19 protein-coding genes are annotated in these 22566 nt (G+C 62.1%); 1 reads left to right on the top strand and 18 read right to left on the bottom strand.

Annotated elements, in window-relative coordinates; translation table 11 throughout:
* Positions 1 to 46: 46 nt before the first annotated feature.
* From lpdA to sdhC, 7 genes are all read right to left on the bottom strand, one after another.
* Positions 47 to 1483 (bottom strand): dihydrolipoyl dehydrogenase, encoded by a 1437-nt coding sequence (lpdA, locus tag B3361_RS12860; protein WP_009684703.1) that lies wholly within the window; start codon positions 1481 to 1483, stop codon positions 47 to 49.
* A 96-nt stretch (positions 1484 to 1579) separates the two neighbouring features.
* Entirely contained in the window at positions 1580 to 2803 is a 1224-nt protein-coding gene (gene odhB / locus B3361_RS12855) for a 2-oxoglutarate dehydrogenase complex dihydrolipoyllysine-residue succinyltransferase (protein ID WP_054881175.1), read from the bottom strand.
* Positions 2804 to 2845: 42 nt separating this feature from the next.
* The gene (locus tag B3361_RS12850; protein ID WP_029886713.1) at positions 2846 to 5677 is read right to left on the bottom strand and encodes a 2-oxoglutarate dehydrogenase E1 component; all 2832 of its coding nucleotides are present in this window, start codon (positions 5675 to 5677) and stop codon (positions 2846 to 2848) included.
* A gap of 246 nt (positions 5678 to 5923) precedes the next feature.
* Positions 5924 to 6628 (bottom strand): succinate dehydrogenase iron-sulfur subunit, encoded by a 705-nt coding sequence (locus B3361_RS12845; RefSeq protein ID WP_009684708.1) that lies wholly within the window; start codon positions 6626 to 6628, stop codon positions 5924 to 5926.
* Positions 6629 to 6639: 11 nt separating this feature from the next.
* A complete protein-coding gene (gene sdhA, locus B3361_RS12840; protein ID WP_009684709.1) occupies positions 6640 to 8412 on the bottom strand; it encodes a succinate dehydrogenase flavoprotein subunit in 1773 nt (590 codons plus the stop codon).
* A 3-nt stretch (positions 8413 to 8415) separates the two neighbouring features.
* On the bottom strand, positions 8416 to 8784 hold the full coding sequence (gene sdhD / locus B3361_RS12835) for a succinate dehydrogenase, hydrophobic membrane anchor protein (protein ID WP_008091903.1): 369 nt from the start codon (positions 8782 to 8784) through the stop codon (positions 8416 to 8418).
* The gene (gene sdhC / locus B3361_RS12830) at positions 8778 to 9164 is read right to left on the bottom strand and encodes a succinate dehydrogenase, cytochrome b556 subunit (RefSeq protein ID WP_008091902.1); all 387 of its coding nucleotides are present in this window, start codon (positions 9162 to 9164) and stop codon (positions 8778 to 8780) included. Before sdhC ends, sdhD begins: the two co-directional genes overlap by 7 nt.
* Positions 9165 to 9516: 352 nt before the next feature.
* Here sdhC and gltA point away from each other — a divergent pair, with 352 nt between their 5' ends.
* Positions 9517 to 10806: a citrate synthase gene (gene gltA / locus B3361_RS12825; protein WP_029886714.1), complete on the top strand. Its 1290-nt coding sequence runs from the start codon at positions 9517 to 9519 to the stop codon at positions 10804 to 10806.
* A 125-nt stretch (positions 10807 to 10931) separates the two neighbouring features.
* Here gltA and B3361_RS12820 read toward each other — a convergent pair whose 3' ends face one another.
* The 11 genes from B3361_RS12820 to B3361_RS12770 all read right to left on the bottom strand — a co-directional run bounded on the left by B3361_RS12820 (position 10932) and on the right by B3361_RS12770 (position 22476).
* On the bottom strand, positions 10932 to 12392 hold the full coding sequence (locus B3361_RS12820; protein WP_154211388.1) for an efflux transporter outer membrane subunit: 1461 nt from the start codon (positions 12390 to 12392) through the stop codon (positions 10932 to 10934).
* An 11-nt stretch (positions 12393 to 12403) separates the two neighbouring features.
* A complete protein-coding gene (locus tag B3361_RS12815; RefSeq protein WP_054904878.1) occupies positions 12404 to 14536 on the bottom strand; it encodes a glycosyltransferase family 2 protein in 2133 nt (710 codons plus the stop codon).
* Position 14537: 1 nt separating this feature from the next.
* Positions 14538 to 15779, bottom strand: coding sequence for a hypothetical protein (locus tag B3361_RS12810; protein WP_054904877.1), 1242 nt, complete (start codon positions 15777 to 15779; stop codon positions 14538 to 14540).
* Positions 15776 to 16879 carry an HlyD family efflux transporter periplasmic adaptor subunit gene (locus tag B3361_RS12805; RefSeq protein WP_232892689.1) on the bottom strand — a complete coding sequence of 368 codons (1104 nt, stop codon included), beginning with the start codon at positions 16877 to 16879 and terminating at the stop codon, positions 15776 to 15778. Before B3361_RS12805 ends, B3361_RS12810 begins: the two co-directional genes overlap by 4 nt.
* A gap of 418 nt (positions 16880 to 17297) precedes the next feature.
* Positions 17298 to 17903 carry an START domain-containing protein gene (locus B3361_RS12800; RefSeq protein WP_054904876.1) on the bottom strand — a complete coding sequence of 202 codons (606 nt, stop codon included), beginning with the start codon at positions 17901 to 17903 and terminating at the stop codon, positions 17298 to 17300.
* Between the two features lie 33 nt (positions 17904 to 17936).
* The gene (locus B3361_RS12795; RefSeq protein WP_009684718.1) at positions 17937 to 18191 is read right to left on the bottom strand and encodes a YkgJ family cysteine cluster protein; all 255 of its coding nucleotides are present in this window, start codon (positions 18189 to 18191) and stop codon (positions 17937 to 17939) included.
* A gap of 132 nt (positions 18192 to 18323) precedes the next feature.
* Positions 18324 to 18779 (bottom strand): hypothetical protein, encoded by a 456-nt coding sequence (locus B3361_RS12790; RefSeq protein WP_054904875.1) that lies wholly within the window; start codon positions 18777 to 18779, stop codon positions 18324 to 18326.
* Positions 18780 to 18843: 64 nt separating this feature from the next.
* Complete coding sequence (locus tag B3361_RS12785; protein ID WP_009684720.1) at positions 18844 to 20286, bottom strand: PLP-dependent aminotransferase family protein; 1443 nt, start codon at positions 20284 to 20286, stop codon at positions 18844 to 18846.
* Between the two features lie 196 nt (positions 20287 to 20482).
* Positions 20483 to 21295, bottom strand: coding sequence for an OmpA family protein (locus B3361_RS12780; RefSeq protein WP_054904874.1), 813 nt, complete (start codon positions 21293 to 21295; stop codon positions 20483 to 20485).
* Positions 21292 to 21645 (bottom strand): DUF4398 domain-containing protein, encoded by a 354-nt coding sequence (locus B3361_RS12775; protein WP_029886528.1) that lies wholly within the window; start codon positions 21643 to 21645, stop codon positions 21292 to 21294. The genes B3361_RS12780 and B3361_RS12775 overlap by 4 nt, the downstream gene beginning before the upstream one ends.
* Before the next feature lie 9 nt (positions 21646 to 21654).
* Positions 21655 to 22476 carry a substrate-binding periplasmic protein gene (locus B3361_RS12770; RefSeq protein WP_154211387.1) on the bottom strand — a complete coding sequence of 274 codons (822 nt, stop codon included), beginning with the start codon at positions 22474 to 22476 and terminating at the stop codon, positions 21655 to 21657.
* Between the last annotated feature and the right edge of the window lie 90 nt (positions 22477 to 22566).

The raw sequence follows: 22566 nt of genomic DNA, 5'->3' as shown, positions 1-22566 counted from the left end.
ATGCACGCAAGACTCACGACGGGCTGCCCGCCGTGGTTTCTTATGATTAACGCTTCTTACGGTTGGCCACGTGAATGGCGCCGCCATTCACAGCCAGCGCTGCTTCATGCAGCGCTTCGGACAAGGTTGGATGGCTGAAGACCATCATGCCCAGGTCCTCGGCACTGGTGCCGAATTCCATTGCGATTGCGCCCTGCTGCACCAGTTCGGCAGCCGATGGGCCAATCACGTGTACACCCAGCACGCGGTCGGTCTTGGCGTCGGCGATGACCTTGACGAAACCACCGGTGTCGTTGGCCGCCATCGCACGGCCGCTGGCCGCGAACGGGAAGGTGCCTACGTTAACCTCAACACCCTCGGCCTTCAAGGATTGTTCGGTCTTGCCGACCCACGCGATTTCCGGGTGGGTGTAGATCACCGAAGGGATCAGGTCGTAGTTCATCTGGGCCTTGTGGCCCTTGATGCGCTCAACCACCATGATGCCCTCTTCCGAGGCCTTGTGCGCCAGCATCAGGCCACGCACCACGTCACCGATGGCATAGACGCCCGGCACGCTGGTCGCGCAGTGGTCGTCGACGTAGATGTAGCCACGCTCGTCGATGGTCACGCCGCTGTCGGAAGCCAGCAGGTCGGTGGTCACCGGACGGCGGCCGACCGCAACGATCAGCTTGTCGAAGGTGATCTTCTGCTCGCCTTCGGCGTTGGTGTAGGTGACCTCGACTTCGTCGCCGTTGACTTTCGAGCCGGTCACGCGCGCGCCCAGCTTGATGTCCAGGCCTTGTTTGGTCAGGGTCTTCTGGGCTTCTTTCGACACGGCAGTGTCGGCAGCCATCAGGAAGGTGTCCAGGGCTTCCAGCACGGTGACTTCAGCACCCAGGCGAGCCCATACCGAGCCCAGCTCCAGGCCGATGACGCCAGCACCGATCACGCCCAGGCGCTTGGGTACGGCCTGGAATTCCAGGGCGCCGGTGGAGTCGACGATGACGTTCTGGTCGACAGGCGCTGGCGGAATGTCGATCGGACGCGAGCCGGAGGCCAGGATCACGTTCTCGGCTTCGATCACTTCGGTGGTGCCGTCAGCCTTGGTGACTTCGACCTTTTTGCCCGCCAGCAGCTTGCCGTGGCCCTGGATCGAAGTAACACCGTTGGCCTTGAACAGGGTGGCCACGCCACCGGTCAGGTTCTTGACGATGCCAGCCTTGCGGCCAACCATCGCGGCAACGTCCATCTTCACTTCACCGGTGGAGATGCCATGCACGTTGAAGCTTTCTTTGGCTTCCTTGTACTTCCAGGAGCTGTCCAGCAGGGCCTTGGAAGGAATGCAACCGACGTTCAGGCAGGTGCCGCCCAGGGCCAGCTTGCCCTCGGCGTCGGTGTACTTCTCGATACAGGCAGTCTTCAGACCGAGTTGTGCGGCCTTGATGGCAGCGACATAACCGCCAGGACCTGCACCGATTACCACTACGTCGAATTTCTGGGTCATAAAAGATTCCTTTTGAGCTTCAAGCAGCAAGCTGCAAGCTGCGAGACAGGCAGGCTTCGACTTGAAGCTTGCCGCTCGCAGCTTACAGCCGCGCGATTAGATGTCCAGCAGCAGGCGAGACGGATCTTCCAGCAGGTTCTTGATGGTGACCAGGAAGGTTACCGCTTCCTTGCCATCGATCAGGCGGTGATCGTAGGACAGCGCCAGGTACATCATCGGGCGAATCACCACTTGGCCGTTAACGGCCATCGGGCGCTGGATGATGTTGTGCATGCCGAGGATCGCGGCCTGCGGCGGGTTGACGATCGGGGTCGACATCATCGAACCGAAAGTACCGCCATTGGTGATGGTGAAGGTGCCACCGGTCATCTCTTCGATCGACAGCTTGCCGTCACGGGCCTTCTTGCCGAAGGTGGCGATGCCGTTTTCGATTTCGGCCAGGCTCATCGATTCGGCGTTACGCAGTACCGGTACCACCAGGCCACGGTCGCTGGACACCGCAACGCCGACGTCGGCATAGCCGTGGTAGACGATGTCGTTGCCGTCGATCGAGGCGTTGACCGCCGGGAAACGCTTCAGCGCCTCGGTGGCAGCCTTGACGAAGAACGACATGAAGCCCAGGCGCACGCCGTTGTGGGTCTTCTCGAACAGGTCCTTGTACTTCGAGCGCAGGGCCATGACTTCGGTCATGTCCACTTCGTTGAAGGTGGTCAGCATGGCCATGCTCGACTGGGCTTCTACCAGGCGCTCGGCGATCTTGGCACGCAGGCGGGTCATCGGGACGCGCTTCTCGGTGCGGTCGCCAGCAGCGGTGACCACCGGGGCAGCAGCAGCGGCAGCAGGCTTGGCAGCCGGCGCAGCGGCAGGTGCCGACTTCTTGTTGGCAACCGCTGCAACCACGTCTTCCTTGGTGACGCGACCGCCTTTGCCGGTACCGGCAACGCTGGCCAGGTCGATGCCGTTTTCTTCGGCCAGCTTGCGCGCAGCCGGGGCGGCGACCGGGTCGTCTTCACCAGCATCGGCAGCTGCCGCAGCGGGTGCAGCGGCAGGTGCAGCGGCGGCAGCAGGTGCGGCAGCAGCGCCGCCTTCAACGATCGAACCCAGCACCTCGTCGGACAGGACGGTGTCGCCCTCGCCCTTGACGATGTCGCCCAGCACGCCGTCAGCGGTAGCCAGCACTTCCAGGACGACCTTGTCGGTCTCGATGTCGACGATCAGCTCGTCACGCTTGACGGCTTCGCCCGGCTTCTTGTGCCAGGTGGCAACGGTGCCATCGGCAACCGATTCCGGGAAGGTTGGGGCTTTGATCTCGATAGCCATTATCTGTATTTCCTTAAATTCGGTTTCAGGTGCGCGAAGGCGTTAGACAGTGAAGGCGTCTTGCAGCAGTTTTTCCTGCTGTTCGGCGTGCTTCGAAGCGTAACCACAAGCTGGCGCGGCGGAAGCGTCGCGGCCGGCGTATTCCAGGACCAGCGCCTTGTTGTGGCGGCCCAGGATACGGCGCATGTGGTGCTGGCTGCTGTACCAGGCACCCTGGTTCATCGGCTCTTCCTGACACCACACGGCATGCTTGAGGTTGGTGTACGGCGCCAGGATTTCGACCAGGTCGTCCTCCGGGAACGGATACAGCTGCTCGATACGCACGATGGCGATGTCTTCGCGGCCCTCGGCACGGCGTTTCTCCAGCAGGTCGTAGTAGACCTTGCCGCCGCACAGGACCAGGCGTTCGACCTTGGCCGGATCGAGGTTGTCGATTTCCGGGATCACGGTCTGGAACGAGCCTTCTGCCAGGTCTTCCAGGGTCGAAACGGCCAGTTTGTGACGCAGCAGCGACTTCGGTGTCAGCACGATCAGCGGCTTGCGCAGCGGGCGAATGACCTGACGACGCAGCAGGTGGTAGATCTGCGCCGGCGTGGTTGGCACGCAGACCTGGATGTTGTGCTCGGCACACAGCTGCAGGTAACGCTCCAGGCGCGCGGAGGAGTGCTCCGGGCCCTGCCCTTCATAGCCGTGCGGCAGCAGCATGGTCAGGCCGCACAGGCGACCCCACTTGTGCTCGCCGCTGGTGATGAACTGGTCGATGACCACTTGCGCACCGTTGGCGAAGTCGCCGAACTGGGCTTCCCAGATCACCAGCGCGTTCGGCGTGGTGGTCGAGTAGCCATACTCGAAGGCCAGCACGGCTTCTTCCGACAGGAAGGAGTCGTACAGCTCGAACATCGGCTGGCCCGGGAACAGGTTCTTCAGCGGTACGTAGGTGCCGGCATCCTTCTGGTTGTGCAGCACTGCATGGCGGTGCGAGAAGGTGCCACGGCCGATGTCCTGGCCGGTCATGCGGATCGGGTGACCTTCGAACTGCAGGGTGGCGTAGGCCATGGTCTCTGCATAACCCCAGTTGATCGGCAAGCCACCGGCCTGCATCTTCTGGCGGTCTTCGTAGATCTTCGCCACCTGGCGCTGGACGACGAAGCCTTCCGGGATTTCCAGCAGCTTGGCCGACAGGTCCTGCAAGGTCTTGAGGTCGAAGCGGGTGTCGTGACGCGCAGTCCAGGCATGGCCCAGGTAGGGGCGCCAGTCGACGAACAGCTCGCGGTTCGGCTCCTTGACCAGGCTTTTCACCACGTGCAGGCCGTTGTCCAGCGCGTTGCGGTACTCGTCGATCTTCGCCTGGGCACGCTCGGCATCGATACGGCCAGCCTGGATCAGCGACTCGGCGTACAGCTCGCGGGTGGTACGCTGCTTGGTGATCTGCTGGTACATCAGCGGCTGGGTGCCGCTCGGCTCGTCGGCCTCGTTGTGGCCGCGACGGCGGTAGCAGACCAGGTCGATGACCACGTCACGCTTGAACTGCATGCGGTAGTCGATGGCCAGCTGGGTGACGAACAGCACTGCTTCCGGGTCATCGCCGTTCACGTGCAGGATCGGCGCCTGGATCATCTTGGCCACGTCGGTGGCGTACTCGGTGGAGCGCGCGTCCAGCGGGTTGCTGATGGTGAAACCAACCTGGTTGTTGATCACGATGTGCACGGTGCCGCCGGTCTTGAAACCGCGGGTCTGCGACATCTGGAAGGTTTCCATGACCACACCCTGGCCGGCGAATGCAGCGTCGCCGTGGATCGAGATCGGCAGCACCTTGTCGCCAACGGTGTCGTTGCGGCGGTCCTGACGGGCGCGCACCGAACCCTCGACCACCGGCGAAACGATTTCCAGGTGGGACGGGTTGAACGCCATGGCCAGGTGCACTTCGCCACCAGAGGTCATCACGTTCGAGGAGAAGCCCTGGTGATACTTCACGTCACCGGAGCCCAGCTCGTTCATCTTCTTGCCTTCGAACTCGTCGAACAGCTCGCGCGGGCTCTTGCCGAAGGTGTTCACCAGCACGTTCAGACGGCCACGGTGGGCCATGCCGATGACCACTTCCTTGGTGCCGTAGGAGCCGGAACGCTGGATCATTTCGTCCAGCATCGGGATCAGGCTCTCGCCACCTTCCAGGCCGAAGCGCTTGGTGCCTGGGTACTTGGTGCCCAGGTATTTTTCCAGGCCTTCACCGGCGGTAACGCGCTCGAGCAGGTGGGCCTGCACGTCAGCGGAGTATTCCGGACGGCCGCGCACGCTTTCCAGGCGCTGCTGGAACCAGCTGCGCTGCTCGGAATCGACGATGTGGGTGAACTCGGCGCCAATGGTGCGACAATATGTCTTCTGGAGTGCATCCAGGATGTCGCGTAGGCTCGCCTCCTCTTTGCCGATGAACAGGTCGCCGGCACGGAAGGTCGTATCAAGATCGGCATTGGTCAAGCCGTAGTGATTGATCGACAGGTCTACGGGCGCAGGGCGCTGCCACAACCCCAACGGGTCGAGCTTGGCAGCCTGATGGCCGCGCATACGATAGGCCTGGATCAGTCGCAGAACTTCAACCTGCTTCTTCTCGTGTTCACTGCTCACGCTCCCGGCAGATACCGGTTGGGCGCGGCGCTGGTTCTTTGCCAGCAGTACGAAATGGTCGCGGATTGTCGAGTGCGATACATCAGTAGCGGTGCTGCCGTCGGCTGGCAACTTCTGGAAGTAAGTGCGCCACTCTTCTGGCACAGCGTTAGGGTCGTGCAGGTAGAGCTCGTAGAGCTCTTCCACATATGCAGCGTTACCACCTGAAAGGTGGGCGCTATCCCACATGCGCTGCATCACGCTTTCTTGCATGCTTGGTCACCCTCGATTAGGGGACTGATCGGCGAGAGCCGAAGCAAACCTGGAAAAGTCCGAAAACAGCGACTGAACCACGCCACCTGGATCCTGCTGATTTTCCGGGTACCAGCCCGGAAAGCCCCTGCTGGTCTCATATCTTCATAGGTAATGAGCGCGGGCTTTTTGGGCCCTTGCTCGGGTTTTACCTCAGTGCGGGCTCACCGCCCGCACCTCGGCTTACTGCAGGTACAACACGGTGTATCAGGTGCCGCTTTGCAGCAGCATGTTACGTACGTGGCCGATTGCCTTGGTCGGGTTGAGACCTTTCGGGCAAACGTTCACGCAGTTCATGATCCCGCGGCAGCGGAATACGCTGAACGGGTCATCCAGGGACGCCAGGCGCTCCTGAGTCTTGGTGTCGCGGCTGTCGGCCAGGAAACGGTAGGCCTGCAGCAGCGCGGCCGGGCCCAGGAACTTGTCCGGGTTCCACCAGAACGACGGGCAGGAAGTCGAGCAGCAAGCGCACAGGATGCACTCGTACAGGCCGTCCAGCTTTTCGCGGTCTTCCGGCGACTGCAGGCGCTCGATGGCCGGGGCCGGCGTGTCATTCTGCAGGAACGGCTTCACCTTCTCGTACTGCTTGTAGAAGATGCTCATGTCGACCACCAGGTCACGAATGACCGGCAGGCCTGGCAGAGGGCGCAGAACCAGCTTGTTGCCCTTGACCACCGCCGACAGCGGGGTGATGCAGGCCAGGCCGTTCTTGCCGTTCATGTTCATGCCGTCGGAACCGCACACGCCTTCACGGCAGGAACGACGGTACGAGAAACCTTCGTCCTTTTCCTTGATCAGGGCCAGTACGTCCAGCACCATCAAGTCCTTGCCGCCGGTATCGACGTCGAACGACTCCATTTTTGGCGCCGAATCGGTATCCGGGTTGTAACGATAAACTTCGACTTTCAACATAGCAGCCACCCTTAGTAAGTCCGGACTTTTGGTTCGAAGGCTGGAACAGTCTTCGGCGCAAAGTTGACGCCACGCTTGGCAACGCGCTTCTCACCCGGGTAGTACAGGGTGTGGCACAGCCAGTTTTCGTCGTCACGGTCTTCGAAGTCTTCACGGGCGTGAGCGCCACGGGACTCTTTACGGGCTTCGGCCGCGATGGCGGTAGCTTCGGCGACTTCCAGCAGGTTCTGCAGCTCCAGCGCTTCGATACGCGCGGTGTTGAAGGCCTGGGACTTGTCGTTGATCTTGACGTTGGCGATGCGCTCACGCAGGCCGGCCAGTTGTTCGATACCCTTCTGCATGTATTCGCCGGTACGGAACACACCGAAGTAGTTCTGCATGCAGCTCTGCAGCTCGCGCTTCAGGCTGGCTACATCTTCACCGGAAGTACGCTCGTTGAGCTTGTTCAGGCGGTTCAGGGCAACATCGATATCGGTGTCGCTGGCGTCGAGGTGCTCGATACCGTCGCTCAGTGCCTTCTCCAGGTGCAGGCCGGCAGCACGGCCGAATACCACCAGGTCGAGCAGCGAGTTGCCGCCCAGGCGGTTGGCACCGTGTACCGATACGCACGCAACTTCGCCTACGGCGAACAGGCCAGGGATGATGTGATCCTTGCCTTCTTCGTCCATGGTGATGGCCTGGCCATGAATGTTGGTGGCAACACCACCCATCATGTAGTGGCAGGTCGGAACAACCGGCACCGGCGCGACAACCGGGTCGACGTGGGCGAAGGTCTTGGACAGCTCGCAGATACCTGGCAGGCGGCTGTGCAGCACTTCTTCGCCCAGGTGGTCCAGCTTCAGCAGCACGTGGTCCTTGTTCGGGCCCACGCCGTTGCCGGCGATGATTTCCTTGACCATGGAACGGGCGACCACGTCGCGGCCGGCCAGGTCTTTGGCGTTCGGCGCGTAACGCTCCATGAAGCGCTCGCCGTGGGCGTTGATCAGGTAGCCACCTTCACCACGGCAACCTTCGGTGACCAGTACACCGGCGCCGGCGATGCCGGTCGGGTGGAACTGCCACATTTCGATGTCCTGCACCGGAACGCCTGCACGCAGGGCCATGCCGATACCGTCACCGGTGTTGATCAGGGCGTTGGTGGTGGAGGCGTAGATACGACCGGCACCGCCAGTGGCCAACACGGTAGCCTTGGACTTGATGTACATGGTTTCGCCGGTTTCGATGCAGATCGCGATCACACCAACGAAAGCGCCTTCCTTGTTTTTCACCAAATCAACGGCGTAGTACTCGTTGAGGAAGGTGGTGCCGGCCTTCAGGTTACCCTGGTACAGGGTGTGCAGCAGCGCATGACCGGTACGGTCGGACGCCGCGCAGGTACGGGCGGCCTGGCCACCTTTACCGAAGTCCTTGGACTGGCCACCGAACGGGCGCTGGTAGATACGGCCGGTTTCGGTACGCGAGAACGGCAGGCCCATGTGGTCCAGCTCGAACACGGCAGCCGGGCCTTCCTGACACATGTATTCGATAGCGTCCTGGTCACCGATGTAGTCGGAACCCTTGACGGTATCGTACATGTGCCAGCGCCAGTCGTCGTTCGGGTCGGCCGAAGCGATGGCGCAGGTGATGCCACCCTGGGCGGATACAGTGTGCGAACGGGTCGGGAAGACCTTGGTGACTACGGCAGTCTTGTGGCCGCCTTGAGCCAGTTGCAGCGCAGCGCGCATGCCTGCGCCGCCGCCACCGATGATGATGGCGTCGAAAGAAATGGTTGGAATGCTAGCCATGAATCAGATACCCCAGAGAATCTGCACACCCCAGACGAAGTAAGCGAACATCGCAACGCCGCATACCGCCTGGAACAGGAAACGAATCGCAGTTGCCGACTTGCCGAACGACATAGGCGTCAGGTAGTCGGTAGCAATGGTCCACATGCCGACCCAGGCGTGAGCGCCGAGGGCAACGAGGGCCAGCAAGCTGAAGATTCGCATCGCGTTGTTGGAGAACAGACCATGCCACTGGGTGTAGTCGATGCCTGGGTGGGCGACCACGTAGCCGATCAGGAAGATGAAATAAGCCGCGAGAACGACCGCAGATACGCGCTGCGCCATCCAGTCATAGAGGCCCGAACGCGACAGGTTCGTGACATTGGTTACCATACCCAAACTCCCACCAGAACGATCAGCACCACGGAGATGACGATCACGATTTTCGAGCCCAGCTTGCCGCCTTCCAGCGTCTCGCCGATGCCCATGTCCATGATCAGGTGACGAACACCTGCCACGAGGTGATAAAGCAGGGCAGACAACAGCCCCCAGGTCACGAACTTGGCCAGCGGGCTGGTCAGACACGCCTTCACCTCGCCGAAGCCTTCCTCGGAACCCAGCGATTTGCCCAGTGCATAAAGCATGATGGCAAGGCCGATGAACAGGATGACGCCGGAGATACGGTGCAGGATGGACGTGTACGCAGTGACAGGGAGCTTGATGGTCCTTAGGTCTAGGTTTACAGGTCGTTGGCTTTTCACGGCTTTTTTCACACTGAAGAGCCCCTAGCGAATCAGGGCAAAGTTGTTGGTAAGTGTACTGGTCAGGTACCCACCACCCAGGGAACGGCGACCCCCAGCAGTTCGGGCTTGCAAGCCCCTGGCGGTCGGGTGCCGAGTATAGACAGTTAGGCTGCTTATGACAACGTGACGGGGTAGCCCAAATAGCGCATTGCCTTTAATGAACAAAAGGCGTAAATGGGCGAGAATTTCGGGAAAAATCAGGCTTGAATGCCTGATTCAACAAGCCTTTAGGCAAATTGACATCTGAATTTATCCCTCTATAGTGGTGCGGGCCCTGCGTGGGGGGTCTGTCTGATGATTTCAAGCATTAATAGGAGGCCACATGGCTGACAAAAAAGCGCAGTTGGTCATCGAGGGCGCTGCCCCCGTCGAGCTGCCCATTTTAACCGGCACCGTTGGTCCTGATGTAATCGACGTCCGCGGGTTAGGGGCCACTGGTCACTTCACCTTCGACCCTGGTTTCATGGCGACCGCCTCGTGCGAGTCGAAGATCACCTACATTGACGGCGACAAAGGGATCCTGCTGCACCGCGGCTACCCGATCGAACAGCTCGCCGAGCAATCCGACTACCTCGAAACCTGCTACCTGCTGCTCAACGGCGAACTGCCGAATGCCGAGCAGAAGGCGCAGTTCGTCAGCACCGTGAAAAACCACACCATGGTTCACGAGCAGCTGAAGTCGTTCTTCAACGGTTTCCGCCGCGACGCCCACCCGATGGCGGTCATGTGCGGTGTGGTCGGCGCCCTGTCGGCGTTCTACCACGACTCCCTGGACATCAATAACCCGCAACACCGCGAAATCTCCGCGGTGCGCCTGGTCGCCAAGATGCCGACCCTGGCGGCGATGGTTTACAAGTACTCCATGGGCCAGCCGATGATGTACCCGCGCAACGACCTGTCGTACGCGGAAAACTTCCTGCACATGATGTTCAACACCCCGTGCGAGATCAAACCGATCAGCCCGGTACTGGCCAAGGCAATGGACCGGATCTTCATCCTCCATGCCGACCATGAGCAGAACGCCTCCACCTCCACCGTGCGCTTGGCCGGCTCGTCGGGTGCCAACCCGTTCGCCTGTATCGCCGCGGGCATCGCTGCCCTGTGGGGTCCGGCGCACGGCGGTGCGAACGAAGCCGTACTGACTATGCTCGATGAAATCGGCGATGTCTCGAACATCGACACCTTCATCGCCAAGGCCAAGGACAAGAACGACCCGTTCAAGCTGATGGGCTTCGGTCACCGCGTCTACAAGAACCGTGACCCGCGCGCCACCGTGATGAAACAGACCTGCGATGAAGTACTGCGCGAGCTGGGCATCAAGAACGACCCGCAGCTGGAACTGGCCATGCGCCTGGAAGAGATCGCACTGACCGATCCGTACTTCATCGAGCGCTCGCTGTACCCGAACGTCGACTTCTACTCGGGGATCATCCTCAAGGCGATCGGCATTCCAACCAGCATGTTCACCGTGATCTTCGCCCTGGCACGTACCGTGGGCTGGATTTCGCACTGGAAGGAAATGCTCTCCAGCCCGTACAAGATCGGCCGTCCGCGCCAGCTGTACACCGGCGAGCAGAAGCGCGACATCGTTGCCCTCGGCGACCGCAAGTAAGACTTGATCGGGTAACGCTCCAGCCCCCGACCAGCCCCCTGGGCCGCGCGCACGCCTGGTGCCGCGCGGCCCAGAGGCATGACTCATCCCCTCCCCCGGCGACCCGCATCAGCCACCCTGGCCAACTACCGTGCGACTTGCGCAGCACTGCCCACGATTGCCGTCGGCCCCGGTGACCAGCCACCCCCGAGCGCCTTGAACAGGTTCACCTGGTTGATCTCGCGCGCCAGCTCCAGCTCCAGCCAACGCTGCTGCGCACCGAACAGCGAGCGCTGGGCGTCCATGGTCGAGAAGTAGCTGTCCAGACCCGCCTCGAAACGAAGCCGCGACTGCCGGTAGGCTTGTTCATAGTCCTCGACCAGCTGCCGCTGGGCCGCGACCTGCGGCAGCATCTCCTGCCGCGCATTCAACGCATTGGCCGCTTCACGGAAGGCGTTGAGCACGGTCTGCTCGTAAGCAGCCACACGCTGGTCGTATTGGGCCCAAGTGGCATCCACCCCTGCCCTGCGCTGGCCGGCATCGAGCAATGTCAGCGAACCGAGCGCCGCCAGGTTCCAGAACTGTGCCGGGCTTGTCAGCAGCCGCGAAAAGTCCCCACTCAGGCTACCCAGCGCGCCTGTCAACGAAAAGCTGGGGAAATAGGCGGCCCGCGCACTGCCGATTTCTGCATTGGCAGCGCGCAGCTGAGCCTGCGCCGCCCGAATGTCGGGTCGCCGCTCAAGCAGGCTTGAAGGCACCCCGGCGGGTACATCGACTGTCGCCATCTGCGCCCCAAGCTGGCCCTCCGGCAACAGCCCGGCCGGTACCGTTTGCCCTACCAGAACCCGCAACGCATTGAGGTTCTGCGCCACTTGCATCCGGTAGGTACTGACTTGCACGGCAGCAGTGTTGGTGATGGCATCGGCTTGATGGACATCGATGCGTGCGGTCGAACCCAGGTTGAAACTGGAACGCAGCAATTGCCCGTAATGCTGCTGGGATTCGAATGTGCGCTCTGCCAGCCCAAGCAAGCTCTGATTGGCCTTGAGCGTCAGCCAGGTCCCAGCCACTTCGCCGATCAAGGCCATGCGTGCAGCCTGGTAGTCGGCCAGCGTGGCATGAAAGCGCGCCTCGGCCGCATGGGCCTGGCTTCGCGCCCGGCCGAAGAAGTCCAGCTCATAGGCCGTAAACCCCACGGTGGCCTGGAAGGTGTTGGCCACACTGCCGGCGCTGGAGCCGCCCCCAGGGGTTTGCTCCAGCGCCGGCAACTTTGCGCGCCCGGCATAGGTGTCGACGCCCAGGCTGGGGTACAGCGCTGCCGCGGCGCCCTGATAGCCTGCCCTGGCCTGCGCCACGCTGGCTGCAGCTTGCTGCAAGTCACGGTTGTCGACCAGGGCCAACTCGATCAACCGGCGCAAGCGGCTGTCACTGACGAACGCTCGCCAATCCGGGTCGAAAGCGTTTCGCGGATCACAGCAGCCCGCCTCGACGCTATCCGGCCAGCCGGTGTCCATGGGGGACGCCGGTGTCTCGTAGACAGGCTCGAGCGAACAGCCGGCCAAAGACAGTTGAGCGGCCAACATCACACAGTGCAGGGGTCTAGTCATGGGCCCTTCCCTCACCAAACGCTGTTCATCAAGGCACGCAGTTGAGTCAGCACGCCGAGAGGGCCGCTGGAAGCCTGCAGGGCGGCCGGCTGGGCGCTGCGGCGCTTCACAGCCACCCGCGCGCCGGCGATGGGCGCCTGCCGCGGCTGGCGCACCAGCCGCAGGCGCCAGTCGCCTTCGCCCAGCAGCGCCCGGCGCAGCAGGGTGAAGAACGCAGTGGCGGGTTGCGCCGTGCTGGCCACATTGGGATTGGCCTGGCTGAACAGCCTGGTGATCAGCGCGCGCCGCTGCGCCTCATGCACCGCCACGAAGCGCAGCCCCAGCCGTTGGCTGCCATCCCGGCGTACCACCTCTGCCCCCAGCCAGCCGACCTTGTCCACCCATACCTGGCCACGCCTGCCGCACGGCACCTCGCCGGCCATGGCGCCCTCGAAAGCCGCCCCGCTGATCGAGATATCGACCAGTTGCCCACCCAGCGTACCGGTGCCCAGGCGCAGCTGGGTGGGCCGAGCAAACGGAAAGCGCTCCTCGCCGTGTAGCCGCGGCCGATCAACGCAGGCCACCAGTGTCGCCAGGTTGTACAGCAGCACCAGCACCGTCCAGCTCAGGTTGAACACCATATTGCCGTCCAGTCGGCTGGCAGTGCTGATCGCCGTGATTGCGCCGACCTGCGCCAACGCACTCAAGGCCAGGAAAAACCCGAACAGCTTCCAGTGCACCTGGGTCTGGGAGCGGTCCAGGCCTTTGGCCGTCACCTTGAAAGGCCGCCCGAACGGGCGAATCGCAGCACTGATCAGGGTCGCGGTCACCGCCAATGCGCAAACGATCTGCGTCACCTCGGTGAAGATCGGCAGTGAGCGCCGCCCGGTCACCCAGGTGCTGTAACCCCAATAGGCGATCAGCGCCGGCATGCCGAAGGCCAGAAACGCTGCCGGCGTTGCATAGAAACCGGCAATGCCGAAATACCAATACAGCACCGGCGACACCAGCATCATCAGGATGAAAGGCTTGGAGCACCAATGCAGCAGGCCGTGCAGGTAATGCAGGCGATCGTTCAGGCCATAGCCGCGACCGAACAGCGGCCCCTGGCGCAGCAAGGCCACCTGGATCGTCCCCAGGCACCAGCGGCCGCGCTGGTTGATGTACTCGGTCAGGCCCTCGGCAGACAGCCCGATGGACAAACGCTCGTTCAGCCAGCGGGTGATGTAGCCCATCTGCATCAGGCGGTAGGACGTGTAGATGTCCTCACAGACCGACCCCGTGGGAAAACCACCCATGCGCTCGACCAGATCACGCCGCACCACGAACGACGTGCCCACGCAGAACGCTGCATTCCAGGCATCCTTGGCAGGCTGGAACACATCGAAAAATACCCGTTGCTCATCCACCCAGCTGTTTGCCGACCCCAGGTTATGCTGGATAGGGTCCGGGTTGTAGTAGAACTGCGGGGTCTGCACCAATCCGACCTCAGGGTCCTGGAACAGCCCCAAGGTCCGCAGCAGAATCGGCCGCTGCGGGGCGAAGTCTGCATCCAGCACCAGTATGTACGGCGCGTTGGTACTGGCTGCCGACTGGCGCAGGCCGTTGTTCAGGTTGCCCGCCTTGGCGTGCAGGTTGTCATCGCGCCGCGTGTAACGCACCCCCATGCTCGCGCAGTAGTCGCGCAGCCAGTCCCGCCGCGTGTCATCCAGCACCCAGAGGGTGAAGTTGGGGTAGTCCATGGCCTGCGCGGCAATGATGGTCTTCTCCAGAACCTCGAGCCCTTCGTTGTAGGTGCAGATGAACACATCGACCGCCGGCGCCTCGGCCCCCATCGCGCGCAAGCGCTGCTCGCCAGCGTCCGCGGCGTGGCGGTGATCGCTGCGCCGGCACATCACCACGATCGAAAACAAGGTGTAGGCAATGCCCAACAACTCGAAGAACAGGAAGCCATAAGTCCATACCGTGGCGAACCCCGCGCGGCTGTCAGGCAAGGTGTCGGCGAAGCGCCAGGCCACGTACCTGACCAGCAGTGCCGCGGTCAGCGCGCCGAACAGCAGGCGCGCCAGCCATTGCTCGCGGTGGGCCATGCAACTCAGCAGAACCACGATGGCCAGCGTCCACAGGTTGATTTGCAGCAGTTGTGTCGAGTCCAGTGCTTGCATGTCAGTGGGCCTTGTAATCGCCAGTGAAAGGGTTGACGCCGGTGGCAGCGATCGCCGCCCATGCCGTGGCGCCCAAATGGGGCAGGTGGAAGTACAGGAAATCGTCATGGGTCGAGTCCGGCCCCACGCTCAGCCCCGTGCTGACCTGTGCCTGCGGGGTGGCGTACAGCCAGCCATCGCCAGCCTGTTGCGCCAGCAACAACGGCCACAATGGCTGCGCCAGGGGCCCCAGGCCGCGAAGGCTGGCAACGGCCGCCACCTGCGCCGTGCCTTCGGTCCAGATACCGTCAGGGTCCTGCTTGAAGCCATAGCCCTGAGCGAAACCATGGGCCCGCTCCACGAACGTCAGTGCCTGCAGCCACTGCTGCGGTGCGTCGGCAATGGCAATCAGCGGCCAGATCTGCGCATCCAGGCCCGACTGCTGCGTCTGCGGTGTTCGGCCATCGGGCAAGGTACCGATCAGGAACCGGCCTTGGCCGGCATCCCAGTGGGCCTCGACGAAGCCGCGGGCGATACGCGCCTGCCGGCCAGCTTCGCTATCGTTGCCCAGCCGGGCCAACGAGGCCCAGGCTGCCGCCAGATCGACGTTATGCTCAGTGGACTTCCAGGTTTGCACCTGCGGGGCAGCGGCGAACCCGTAAATGCCCCCATTGAAGCCTGCCGGTGGCCCCTTGTCGAAGGTGGTGCGCCGGGCCCAGTCGAGCACCTTTCTGCTCGCCTGCAAATAACGCGCTTCACCGCTGTGCCGATAAGCCTCCAGCAACGCCAGCGCTGCCCACGCCTGATTACCGGTCGCACTGCCCACCTGGTACGCATCCTGGCTCCATGCAGCACGCTCATCGCTCCAGTAGCCCGGCAGCCGCACAGGTGCGGCCTGCAGCGGGCCAGCGGCGTAGGCATTGCGCACCCGGCCATCGCGGTACTCAGGGTCGTGATCGATGGCATAGGCCAAAGCGTCGGCAATTTGTCGGGCAGCTGGCGCATTGCCGCAGGCAAACAAGGCGATGCTGGCCAACGCGTTGTCGTAGGTGAATGCCACGCCTTGCAGCACGCCAGGCACGGCAGGCTGACCCGGTTGCTGCGGATAGCTGGCCAGCAGCAACGGCCCTTGGCCTTGAGCCGCCACCGCCTGCCCGATGCCTGCGCAGGTCATGTGCTGCAGGCGGGCCCGAGGCTCCAGGGCCATGGCCTGGTTGCCCAGCACCAACCCGAGCACCCCCGCAAAAAGCACCCAGCCGTTCATCGCGATACCGTCGCGGTCACCCAGTTGCCAGGGTTGCAGGTCAACAGGCGCTCATCGGCCGGCAAGTTGTTGTCGAACGTACCGACCACATAGACCGAGTTCTGCTCGGCATAAGGAAACGGCACACTGTAATTGCTGCTTTGTACATCGGTCGGGCTGGACAGCAACTGCACGACTTTGGCTTTCAGCGGTTGCGCGACACCGCGGATCGATACTTGCAGTTCGCTATCCCGGTCGATCCGGCTGGCCATTCGCTCCGGGAATACCGCAATAACATAACTTTGACTGCAATTGGTAGCGCGCAATAGCGTTGCGCCCGCCCGTACTTGCGTGCCTTGCGGGGCGATCAACTCCTGCACGGTGCCGGATGCATACGCCACCACATTATAAGCCGCCATCATCTGCACCCGGTTTTGCTCACTTTCTATCAACTGGTCGAGGTGGGAAAGTTCTTCTTCGAGGGTTACCCGGTTGCGTTCCAGATTATCCAGGCTAAGTTTCAGCGTGGTCATCTGCGACTTGAGGTCGAACATGCGCAATTGCTCGGGGTCCAGGTACACCTGGTCCTTGGCCGCATTAAGATCACCATCGTTGATGTGTACCCGCGAGCGAATGGTCTCGGCATCGGCCTGCAATGAGGCCAGTTGCGCCCGGGAACTGGCCACGACGGCCTCGCTCACCGCGCCCTGGCGAAACAGCTCAAGGTTACGTGCCAGTGTTTCCCGGGCATCGGCCAGGCGTGCGCCAGCCGCCCCGCTCTCAGCCTTCAGGGCCTTCTGCGCGTAGCGCTTGCGCACCTCATAGGCATCCTGGTACTGCTGGCTGGTGATCTCCAGTGCGTTGTAGTACTTGCGGTCGTGTTCGGCCTGGCTGGCCATGGCCGCCAATTGCTGCTGCAAGGTGAGCCGGCGTGTCTGCAAGCCCAGCAGCGTTTCCTGTTCCGCCCGGGGGTTCTCGATGGTTGCGATATCCTGGCCCGTGGTGAACGTGGTGCCTGGCTGAATATTCAAGGTCCGCACCACGCCATCGATGGGCGTGGTCAGCAGAATGACCGGTGCATTGAGAATGGCCCGGGTTGCCGATGACGACAATAACGGCATGAACAATGTCGAAAACAGCAACCAGCCCATGAAAGCCAATACACCGTACCCGGCGATCCGGGGCAATAACGAAAGTCGACTAGCATGCACGATGATATCTCCCACACACGCGGCGGATGAAAATCAATAGGCAAGTGCTCGCCCTTGCACAGACCGAGGACAAAACGGCCCGCAAGCGCAGAGGTACAAGTGGGTAAGGCGTAGGTCTTGAAGTTATAAAGCAGAAGAAAAACGCAGCACGTTTTTTATAGTTGGCGTGAGCACGAGAGGGGGCAGGAAATGGCTCACTGAGTTTGAATCTAAGCCCAAAAATTTATGCTGTCAAACTTCCAGCAACGCTCAAATAATGGCGTTCTTTTATTGACGCCGGTGCCACCTGTAGCGCCATCACCTGAAGGCGCTACAGGCAGTGCGAGCCTCAGTTTTTCTCAGCCCGCTCACGCAGCTGTTTGAGGGTATTGAACGGCGAATCCACCACGAACTTGTTGGCGACCATCGCCGGCACGCTGCCACCCGGCTCGGTATGCACCTGGTAGGTCACTTCGGTGGTGTCGCCCTTGGGCACCAGCTTCCAGAACCCTTCGACTTTAGCCACCCGCACGAAGCCCTTCTCTTCCGGCAGGTAGGTCGGCTCTTCTTTCAGGTTGCGGGTGACGCTGCCATCAGCCTCCTTGACAGTGGTGATATGCAGCACCGAATCGCGCGGCGTCACCGGCCATGGCGTATTGAACTGGGTGTAGGTCCAGCTCTGGTTACCTTCATGCTTGAGCAGCTTCTGCGATTTGCATTCGTGGATCCATGCACATGCCCCGGCCGCGTCTTCCTGCAGCGCCTCGACCTTGGCCAGCGGCGCCTTGATCACGGTCACCCCGCGATAGGCCTTGTACTTGGAACCAGGGACTTCGCTGAGGGACACCTTGATGCCCTCCTCGTCCTTGGCCACTTGCCAGTTTTCGGCCCAGGCCGCCGGCGAAAGCAGAACACCCACGCCACACAGCAGTGCAATACGCTTGAACGATCTCATCATGTTTATCCTTGTTGTCGAAGATCCAGCCTTTCACGCCGCCGTCATCTGCTCCCACCAGCCAAGAATCCTGATCGCTTCGTCACGGTCACTGCCACACACCTCGACATCTGCCTTGAACCCGCCACACACTGCTGGCCGCTCAGGCTTGCCGAACAGGTCGCAGAGGTTGGCCGCCGTCAGGTGCAGGCAGCGCTCGCCAGCTGGCTTGCCATTGGGCATGCGCGGCATGGCAGAGGTGATGGACGGGGCAATGCAGCAGGCACCGCAGCCCTCACGGCAGTTCATGGCGATTCACCAAACTCAGGACTCCCTGAAACAAGTAACGGGACGAACGCCCCTGGATAGTACCCGCCCAAACAGGTGTTTGAAATTGCTGGCACGATGAAAAATGACATGACCCGGCAGTCAGTTTGCCCCTTACTGCCGGAACTCGAAATCGATGGCCGCACCTTCCACTTCACGGCGGCTGTCATTGCGCAGTTGCAGCTGCATTTCATTGTTGATCAAGCGGCCATTGAGCTGGAACGGGCTGTCGTCGGCTTCCGGCTTGTCCCGGAACATAGGGGGCAGCAGCGGTTTGCGGCGCTGGATCGGCGAAGGTGTCCCTACGTCTGGCTCAAGGTTGTCGACCAGGTCGGTGGGCAGGCTCAAGTCCAACTTTGCTTTGGGCAAAGGCTTGGCAACTGCCTTGCTCCGCGGTTTTGCTTTCTTGGCAGGGGCTTTGCGGACTACGGGCTTCTGTGCAGGCTTGGCGGCGTTTTTTGTCTGTGCCTGCTGGGCCTGCGCCGGCTGCGCAGCGAAAGCCAGGCCCGCGGCGGTGCAGCACGGGGCCGCAAGGCACAGAATCAGAACAAAACGACGTAATGCATTCATGGCAAATGGACAGACCCGCTGTAAAGGCTCGTATGCTCCCTGTTCCGCGGGCTGCTGGCAACCCTCACAAAAGTGTGAGCGCAGGCTCGCGGCACAGCTGCTGTGCCAGCAAGCCCAAGGTCATGACCGCCCGCTCTGCCTCCTTGTTCCACGGAATACCGCAGTTGAGGCGGATGCAGTGGTTGAACTGTTCCGTGTTACTGAATATCAACCCCGGGGCAATACTGATGCCCTGCTCCAACGCACGTACATGCAGCTCTTGCGTGTTCACCCGCCCAGGCAGGCTTACCCAGAGGATGAACCCCCCGGTAGGCCGGGTCATCTGGGTACCTTCGGGGAAGTGCTGCTGCACCGCCAGCTGGTAGGCACTGAGGTTCTTGCGGTACTCCTGGCGGATATAGCGCAGCTGCCGGTCGTAGCCGCCATTTTCCAGGTACGCTGCCACGCCCATCTGGGTCACGCTGCAGGCTGAATGGGTGGTGAAAGTTTGCAGGCGCTGTATCTCGTCCTGGTAACGCCCGGCGATCATCCAGCCAACCCTCACCCCGGGAGACAAGGTTTTGGAGAAGCTCGAACAGTAGATCACCCGGTCCAGCCGATCGAAGGCTTTCAGTGCCTTGCTCTTGCCCTGCTCGAACATCAATTCGCCATAGATGTCGTCCTCGATGATCTGGATATCGAAGTCCGACGCCAGGCGCAGCAGCTGCTTTTGCCGCTCTTCCGGCACCGTACCGCCCAGCGGATTGCTCAGCCGCGCAGTCAACACCAAGGCCTTGATCGACCACTGGTTTGCCGCCAGTTGCAAGGCTTCGAGGCTGATCCCCGTGGACGGGTCGCTGGGGATCTCGATCACTTTCAAACCCAGCAGGTCCGCCAGTTGCAGCAAACCATAATAGGTCGGCGACTCGGCGGCGATCAGGTCCCCGGGGCGGGTCAGCACCCGTAACGACATCTGCAGGGCATCGACACAGCCGTGGGTCACGATCACCTCACGCGGGTCGACGATCACACCGGCATCGCGCATGCGAATGGCAATTTGCCGGCGCAGCGGCTCGAACCCTGGGCTGAACATGTAGCTGAAGGCGCGCGGGCTGTGGAAGCGTGTCACCTTGGCGATTTGCTGGTGCAGCGCGCGCACGGGCAGATAATCCACATGCGGCACGGCAGCACCGAACGGGAACACACCGTCGCGGCGGGCCTCGGTCAATACCTGCTGGATGATGCTGGCACGTGTGACCAGGCCTGGGCGCTCGACCCTGGCGATATCCGGGGTCGGGGCGGTCAGGGCCGGGGTCTGGTGCACATAGTAGCCGGACTGCGGCCGCGCCCGGATCAGGCCCTGGTCTTCGAGGTTGGCGTAGGCCTGCAGCACCGTGGCATGGCTGACGTTGAGCTGCGCGCTCATCTTGCGTACGGAGGGTACCCGCTCGCCTGGCTGGTAGACGCCGCGACGAATGTCATCGGCCAGTTGCTGGGCGATACGCTGGTAAAGCAGCAGGTTGGTCATGGCGGGATCTCGACGCGCGGACGGGCTCGTTGTTCTTGTGCGACTCACTGACAGTAGAGGATACCGTAACAGTCAAGAAGTGTACCGGGACAGATGGTGGGGCCGCCACTGCATCTTCAGCGCCTGTGAGATCCAGCGCCGCGCGGGCGGCGCGCGATCTGACCGGCGCCGACCGCACCGAGCCGAACACTCACGCTCAACGCGCCGGCGCGAGCCTGCCCTTGTCGTCGGAAAACACAATCTCTACCCGGCGGTTCTGCGCCCTACCCCGCTCCGAGGCATTGGCCTCGATCGGGTACTGGTCGCCGTAGCCTTCGACCTGCAGGCGCTTTTCGTCGACACCAAGGTCCACCAGCATGTCGGCAACGGACTGAGCCCGGTCGTGCGACAGCTTGAGGTTTTCTTCAGGCGTACCCGTGCTGTCGGTATAGCCCTCGATGCGGACCACCCGGTGTGGGTTGAGCTGCAGGAACTGCACCAGCTTGAGCACGGTTCGGCTGGCGGTGTTTTTCAGGTTGGCACTGCCGGTGTCGAACAGCACGTCACCCAAGGTCATTACCAGGCCGCGGTCGGCTTGCTCCGAGGCCAGCGCGGCAATTTGCGCCTCGACCCATTTGCCTTGCTGCTGCACGCTGGCCAGCTTGGCCTCGCGCAAAGCCAGCTGCAAACGCTGGCGCTCCAGGTCCAGCTTGGCCTGGCGCTCCTGGTTCAGCGCCAGCTTGGCATGCTCACCGGCAATCTCGCTGTAACGCTGGCTGAGGTAAGCGTAATGGCGCACATCGGAGCCGGTGCCGATGTAGCTGGACAAGCGCTCGGCGCGCGCCAGCGACTCGCCTGCGCGAATCACGTCACGCGGCGCGCTGCGCAACACGTCGGAATCGTCCTTGACCTTCTGGAAGGCGGCGCTGGCTTGCTCAAGCGCCGCGCTGCTGCGCTGGCTGGCGCAACCCTGCAGGCCTGCCGCCAGGGCCAGCAGTGCCAGTACGGCGAAGGGTGCGTGACGGTTCATGGCTGCACCTCCAGCTGCTTGCGCAGGCGCTGCACCCGCGACTGCAACAACTGCAACTGCTCTTCACTCTTCTGGTTCAGCACCTGGGCCTCGGCAAAACGCGCGTCCAGTTCCGCCTGCTCGGCGCGCATGCGCGCATCGCGGTAGTCTTCGGTCAGCATGTTGGTCCTGGCCCGCGCCAGCTTGTCTTCGGCCAGTTTCAGCGATTCGACCTGGTCGGTTGCACCGACGGCCCTGGCCTGCTCCAGCGCCTGTTCGGAAATACGCATCTGCTCGTTAGGGGCCGGGTCATTGGCGCAGCCCGCCAGGCCAAGCACGGCCAGGGCAAGGATCAGTGGTTGGGTTCTCACGCAATCTTCCTAGTGTTTGGGGGCGTCCGCCGGCACCTGCAACTGCGCTTTCCAGCGCTCGACATTACGCTGCAGTACCGCTTCGGATGCACCGGAGATCGGCAATTCTGTCAGTTTTTTCGCCAATTGCCCACGCAACCAACTGTCATTGCACGCGGAATTGTGCGACAGCGCCAAGTACAAGCCTGGGCGGTCGACCGGCAAACCCCGCGCAATCAGGTCATTGCTCATGCCCAGGCTCTGGGCCATGGCCATACCGGCATAACGGCCGGCCAGCACGTAATCCACTTGGCCGAGCACCAGTTTCTGGAACGCTTGAGTAAGGTTCTGCGCAGGCACCAGCTTCAGTTGCGCCTTGGCGAACGCAGTAAAGGCCGGCGTCAGGCGCGCACGCTCGGACAGACTACCCTGGTAGCGGGCCAGGTCGGCCGGGCCATCGATGGTCAGTTGCGCATCGTGCCGCGTCCACACCAGGTACTCGTTCAGCTGCAACGGGGGGTGGATATAGTCCAGCGCAGTCAGTTGCTCCACCTGCATCGGCGTGTCGATCAGCAGGTCCATACGGCCGCTGCGAACCTCTTGCAGTGCCTGTTCGCGACGCCCGGAACTGAGCACCTCCACCTTCACCCCCAGCTCGCCAGCCACCTGACGCAGCAGGTCGACGTTGGCACCGATCAGGTGCTGCGGGTCTTTCGGGTCCTGCCACGAATAGGGCGGCGCATCAGGGCTGCCGGTTGCTACCAGGCGTTCGCACTTGCCTGCCGCCATGGCCGGTGGCGCAACCAAGACCGCCATGCATGCCAGCACCCTGCCTGCTTTACGCAGCACCATTGCTCACTCCTTGTATTGCGATTGGCCCGTAACCGGCCATAAAAAAACCCGGCCCCTGTAACGGGGCCGGGTTCTTTATAAGTGAAGCAG

Origin of the sequence: Pseudomonas sp. UBA6699 (assembly GCF_002454615.1) — a bacterium.
In the GTDB taxonomy this organism is placed as follows: domain Bacteria; phylum Pseudomonadota; class Gammaproteobacteria; order Pseudomonadales; family Pseudomonadaceae; genus Aquipseudomonas; species Aquipseudomonas juntendi.
Note: the sequence above shows the minus strand (reverse complement) of the source record. Positions and strands in the feature narration are given on the sequence as shown.

Coding starts and splice junctions, on each gene's coding strand:
- B3361_RS12850 (WP_029886713.1), bottom strand. CDS start 5,677: ATGCAAGAAAGCGTGATGCAGCGCATGTGGGATAGCGCCCACCTTTCA.
- B3361_RS12810 (WP_054904877.1), bottom strand. CDS start 15,779: ATGAACGGCTGGGTGCTTTTTGCGGGGGTGCTCGGGTTGGTGCTGGGC.
- odhB (WP_054881175.1), bottom strand. CDS start 2,803: ATGGCTATCGAGATCAAAGCCCCAACCTTCCCGGAATCGGTTGCCGAT.
- B3361_RS12770 (WP_154211387.1), bottom strand. CDS start 22,476: ATGGTGCTGCGTAAAGCAGGCAGGGTGCTGGCATGCATGGCGGTCTTG.
- sdhD (WP_008091903.1), bottom strand. CDS start 8,784: ATGGTAACCAATGTCACGAACCTGTCGCGTTCGGGCCTCTATGACTGG.
- B3361_RS12785 (WP_009684720.1), bottom strand. CDS start 20,286: ATGACCAACCTGCTGCTTTACCAGCGTATCGCCCAGCAACTGGCCGAT.
- sdhA (WP_009684709.1), bottom strand. CDS start 8,412: ATGGCTAGCATTCCAACCATTTCTTTCGACGCCATCATCATCGGTGGC.
- B3361_RS12805 (WP_232892689.1), bottom strand. CDS start 16,879: ATGCCGTTATTGTCGTCATCGGCAACCCGGGCCATTCTCAATGCACCG.
- lpdA (WP_009684703.1), bottom strand. CDS start 1,483: ATGACCCAGAAATTCGACGTAGTGGTAATCGGTGCAGGTCCTGGCGGT.
- B3361_RS12795 (WP_009684718.1), bottom strand. CDS start 18,191: ATGAACTGCCGTGAGGGCTGCGGTGCCTGCTGCATTGCCCCGTCCATC.
- B3361_RS12780 (WP_054904874.1), bottom strand. CDS start 21,295: ATGAACCGTCACGCACCCTTCGCCGTACTGGCACTGCTGGCCCTGGCG.
- gltA (WP_029886714.1), top strand. CDS start 9,517: ATGGCTGACAAAAAAGCGCAGTTGGTCATCGAGGGCGCTGCCCCCGTC.
- B3361_RS12820 (WP_154211388.1), bottom strand. CDS start 12,392: ATGACTAGACCCCTGCACTGTGTGATGTTGGCCGCTCAACTGTCTTTG.
- B3361_RS12815 (WP_054904878.1), bottom strand. CDS start 14,536: ATGCAAGCACTGGACTCGACACAACTGCTGCAAATCAACCTGTGGACG.
- B3361_RS12845 (WP_009684708.1), bottom strand. CDS start 6,628: ATGTTGAAAGTCGAAGTTTATCGTTACAACCCGGATACCGATTCGGCG.
- B3361_RS12800 (WP_054904876.1), bottom strand. CDS start 17,903: ATGAGATCGTTCAAGCGTATTGCACTGCTGTGTGGCGTGGGTGTTCTG.
- B3361_RS12790 (WP_054904875.1), bottom strand. CDS start 18,779: ATGAATGCATTACGTCGTTTTGTTCTGATTCTGTGCCTTGCGGCCCCG.